The organism is Gammaproteobacteria bacterium, from assembly GCA_011375345.1.
GTDB lineage: Bacteria > Pseudomonadota > Gammaproteobacteria > DRLM01 > DRLM01 > DRLM01.
In genome coordinates this window covers 1-4729 of sequence record DRLM01000123.1, presented here as the reverse complement: position 1 = coordinate 4729, position 4729 = coordinate 1, and the positions used below count along the sequence as shown (strand labels likewise).

The following is a 4729-nucleotide window of genomic DNA, read 5'->3' as shown; positions in this document are numbered from 1 at the left end:
CCAGACAACAGGCCCCAACGCCCCATGCGTCCCTTGCTCAACACCGCCGTTACCGCCGCCCGCAAAGCAGGCGCCCTGATCGCCCGCGCCGTGGACCGGCTCGACACGCTGAAAGTGGACACCAAAGCGCCCAATGATTTCGTCTCGGAAATCGATATCAAGGCGGAGCGGATCATCGTGGAAACCCTGCAGCGGGCCTATCCCGGCCACGCCATTTTGGCGGAGGAAAGCGGGAGCCGGGGCCGGGACGAGTATCAATGGATCATCGACCCGCTGGACGGCACCACCAATTTTCTCCACGGCTTTCCCCAGTTTGCTGTGTCCATTGCGCTGAAATACCGGGGCAATATCGAAGTGGGGGTGATTTACGATCCCCTGCGCCAGGAGCTGTTCACGGCGCTGCGGGGTTCCAGCGCGCAACGGGACGGGCGGCGCATCCGGGTAACCAAGGCCCGCACCCTGGAAGGCACGCTGCTGGGCACCGGCTTCCCCTTCCGCGACCAGTCCCATCTGGACGCCTACCTGGCCATGTTCAAAACCTTTCTGCCCCAAACCGCCGGCATCCGCCGGGCCGGCTCCGCTGCGCTGGATCTGGCCTATGTGGCCGCCGGCCGCCTGGACGGTTTCTGGGAAATCGGCCTCAAACCCTGGGACATGGCGGCGGGGGTGCTGTTGGTTCAGGAAGCGGGCGGCTATGTGGGCGATTTGCGCGGTGGCGAACGCTATCTGGACAGCGGCCACCTGGTGGCTGGCTCGCCCAAGGTGTACGAGGCCATGCTGAAAGCCATCGCCCCCCATCTCACCACGGAGCTGCACTAGCCTTCCGCCCACAGTACAATGCGAACGTGTTTCAACGTCATCTGCGGATAAGCCATGGACACCTTGCCGCACCTCATCGAGCCGGCCGAACTGCACCAGCGCCTGGGCGCGCCCGGCCTGGTGCTGGTGGATCTGTCCGCCGGGGAGGTCTACCAGCAGGGGCACATCCCCGGCGCACTGCCGGTGGATTACAGCCGCTGCGTCAGCACCCAGGGCCGGGCCGGGGGCATGCTGCCGGAGCCGCCGGCGCTGAGCGCGCTCTGCGCCGGGCTGGGCCTCAGGCACGACAGCCAGGTGGTGGCCTGCGACGATGAGCAGGGCCGCAAGGCCAGCCGTTTCCTGTGGACCCTGGACGTGCTGGGGCACAGCCACCACGCGCTGCTGAACGGCGGCCGGGCGGCCTGGCAGGCTGAAGGACGGCCGCTCACCACCCTGCCTGCAATGTCCCCGCAACGGTCGGTCTTCCATGCCCTGGTGAACAAGGCGCCCATCGCCAGCCGCGATGACATCCTGGCCCGCCTGCACGACCCCGACGTGGTACTGGTGGACGCCCGCAGCCCCGCCGAATACCGGGGCGAAGACTTGCGCGCCGCCCGCGGCGGCCACATTCCCGGCGCCGTAAACATCGAGTGGAAAACGCTGCTGGACCCGGCCCGGGGCGGCCGCTTCAGACCCGCCGATACGCTGCTGGCCCGGCTCACCGCCGCCGGGGTGACGCCGGACAAACTCGTTATCGTCTACTGCCAGACCCACCGCCGCTCCGCCCTGCTGTACTACGCCCTGCGCCACTACCTCGCTTATCCCCGCGTCAAGGGCTATCCCGGCTCCTGGTCCGAGTGGGGCAATCTGCCCGACAGCCCCATAGAACATTGAGCAGGCGTGCGGTGAAAAAGGAGGAACCGCGCGATGCAGGGGGGGGACGCGCCCGGCACAGGGCACCTGCACCGGGAAAAAGGCGGGCACAGCCCACCCTGCCTTGAAAGCACCGTACCGAAACATTCACAGGAAATGACCGCGAGCACCAGAAAAAAGCCCGCGCAAGCAGCAGGGCAAACCGCCCACACCCCCTTGATGCAGCAATATCTGCGCATCAAGGCCGAACACCCGGACCACCTGGTGTTCTACCGCATGGGGGATTTCTACGAGCTGTTCTACGAGGACGCCCGCCGCGCCGCGGCGCTGCTGGACATCACCCTCACCACCCGCGGTCAGTCCGCCGGGGAGCCCGTTCCCATGGCCGGGGTGCCCTGCCATGCCGCCGAGAGTTACCTGGCCAAACTGATCAAAGCCGGCGTGTCAGTGGCCGTGTGCGAACAAATCGGCGACCCGGCCCGGTCCAAGGGGCCGGTGGAACGCAAAGTGGTGCGGGTGGTCACCCCGGGCACGGTCACCGACGAGGCCCTGCTGGAGGAACAGCGCGACACCCTGCTGGCCGCCGTGCACCGGGCCGGTGAGCGCGCGGGACTGGCCTGGCTGAACCTGGCCAGCGGCGAACTGCGGGCCATGGAAACCGACGCGGCGGCTTTGGACGACGAACTGGCCCGGCTGCGGCCGGCGGAACTGCTGGTGAGCGAAGACGCCCCGGCCCCGCCCCGGCAAAGCGGCCTGCGCCGCCTGCCGCCCTGGCATTTTGACCCGGACAGCGCCCGGCGCAGCCTCACCGGACAACTGGGCACCCGCGACCTGGCCGGCTTTGGCTGCGAGCCGGATTCGCTCATCATCCCCGCCGCGGGCTGCCTGCTGGACTACGCCCGCCAAACCCAGCGCGCCGCCCTGCCCCACGTCAGGGGGCTCAGCATCGACCGCCGCGACGAGGCCGTGATCCTCGACGCCGCCAGCCGCCGCAATCTGGAAATCGACGAATCATTGAGCGGCGCCAACACCCACACCCTGGCCGCCGTGCTGGACCGCTGCGCCAGCGCCATGGGCAGCCGCCTGCTGAAACGCTGGCTGCACCGGCCGCTGCGCTGCCGCGACACCCTGCGCCAGCGCCAGCACGCCGTGACAACCTTGATCGACGGGGCGGCATACACATCGCTACACGAGGTCTTGCGGAACGCAGGTGATATGGAACGCATCCTGGCGCGGGTGGCGCTGAAATCCGCCCGGCCCCGCGACCTCGTCAAACTGCGCCACACCCTGGCCGCCCTGCCCGGGTTGCAGGGGATGCTGGCGGCGCTGGACTCCCCCCGTCTCGCCCAACTCAAACTCGACATCGGCCACTTCCCCGCGCTGCACCACACCCTGACCTCCGCCATCGTGGCCGAGCCGCCGGCTTTGATCCGCGACGGCGGGGTCATCGCCCCCGGCTTCGACGCCGAACTGGACGAGCTGCGGGCCCTGAGCGAAAACGCCGGCCAGTATCTGCTCGATCTGGAGGCGCGCGAGCGGGCCCGCACCGGCATCGCCAATTTAAAAGTGAGCTACAACCGGGTGCACGGCTACTACATCGAAATCAGCCGGGTTCACAGTGACAAGGCGCCCGACGACTACATCCGCCGTCAGACCTTGAAAGGCGCGGAGCGTTTTGTCACGCCCGAACTGAAAGGCTTCGAAGACAAGGTCCTGAGCGCCCGGGAGCGGGCCCTGGGCCGGGAGAAAGGGCTCTACGACGCCCTGCTGGAGAGCCTGCTGGAGCCCTTGCCGGACTTGCAGCGCTGCGCCGCCGCGCTGGCGGAGCTGGACGTGCTCGCCACGTTTGCCGAGCGGGCGGTGGCGCTGGACCTCAGCGCGCCGGAACTCAGCGAGCGGCCCGGCATCCACATCCAGGGCGGCCGCCACCTGGTGGTGGAACAAACCCTGGAAACGCCCTTCGTGCCCAACGACGTGGAGTTGGACGCGGAGCGGCGCATGCTCATTATCACTGGGCCGAACATGGGCGGAAAATCAACCTACATGCGGCAAACGGCGCTGATCGTGCTGCTGGCACATGTGGGCTGCTTCGTCCCCGCGCGGGCCGCCACCCTGGGCCCGGTGGACCGGATTTTCACCCGCATCGGTGCGAGCGACGACCTGGCCTCGGGCCGTTCCACCTTCATGGTGGAAATGACGGAGACGGCGAATATTCTCCACAACGCCACCGCGGCCAGCCTGGTGCTCATGGACGAAATCGGCCGCGGCACCAGCACCTTCGACGGCCTGTCCCTGGCCTGGGCGGCGGCGGAACACCTGGCCCGGGAACTCGGGGCCATGACCCTGTTCGCCACCCATTACTTCGAACTCACCGGCCTCGCCGAACAGCTTCCGGGCGTGGTCAATGTGCACCTGGATGCGGTGGAGCATGGCGACAAAATCGTGTTTCTGCACGCCGTCAAAGCGGGGCCGGCCAACCAGAGTTACGGTCTGCAGGTGGCGGCCCTGGCCGGGGTGCCACAAGCGGTGATTGCCGCAGCCCGGCAGCGGCTGGCGACCCTGGAGACGGAGACTGCCGCAAGGCCCGCCGCACCTGAACCGCAGATGTCCCTGTTTGCGCCGGCGGACAACCCGGCGGTCACCGAACTGAAGACCCTGGACGTGGACAACCTCAGCCCGCGGCAGGCGCTGGAAACACTGTACCGGCTGAAAACGCTGGTGGAATGAACGCCTTGTCACCACGGAGGGCCCAAACAACATCTTCACCACCCCGGCATGGACAAATCCGGCTCTTGCCACTATCGTTGATTTTTTCTCCCGCCCAGCCCCCACCATGACAGCCCTGCTCAACATCAACAACATCGAATGCCGCTACGACGCCACGCCGGTTATTCAGGACTTCAGCCTGCACGTAAACAAAGGTTGCATCGCTTGTCTGCTGGGTTCCAGCGGCTGCGGCAAAACCACTGTACTGCGTGCCATCGCCGGATTTGAACCTGTCACCCAGGGCGAAATCGTGCTGGACGGCAGCATCGCCTCGCGTCCCGGCTTTACCCTG

At 67.2% G+C, this 4729-nt stretch carries 4 protein-coding genes; all 4 read left to right on the top strand.

The genetic code is table 11. The features are described from left to right. The first annotated feature begins 24 nt into the window (after positions 1-24). Positions 25-819 carry an inositol monophosphatase gene (locus tag ENJ19_09405; protein ID HHM05940.1) on the top strand — a complete coding sequence of 265 codons (795 nt, stop codon included), beginning with the start codon at positions 25-27 and terminating at the stop codon, positions 817-819. Between the two features lie 54 nt (positions 820-873). Next, the gene (locus tag ENJ19_09400; GenBank protein ID HHM05939.1) at positions 874-1692 is read left to right on the top strand and encodes a sulfurtransferase; all 819 of its coding nucleotides are present in this window, start codon (positions 874-876) and stop codon (positions 1690-1692) included. 135 nt (positions 1693-1827) lie between these two features. Then, the gene (mutS, locus tag ENJ19_09395) at positions 1828-4398 is read left to right on the top strand and encodes a DNA mismatch repair protein MutS (GenBank protein ID HHM05938.1); all 2571 of its coding nucleotides are present in this window, start codon (positions 1828-1830) and stop codon (positions 4396-4398) included. A gap of 106 nt (positions 4399-4504) precedes the next feature. Then, the coding region (locus ENJ19_09390) for an ATP-binding cassette domain-containing protein (protein ID HHM05937.1) at positions 4505-4729 on the top strand (225 nt) is incomplete at its 3' end.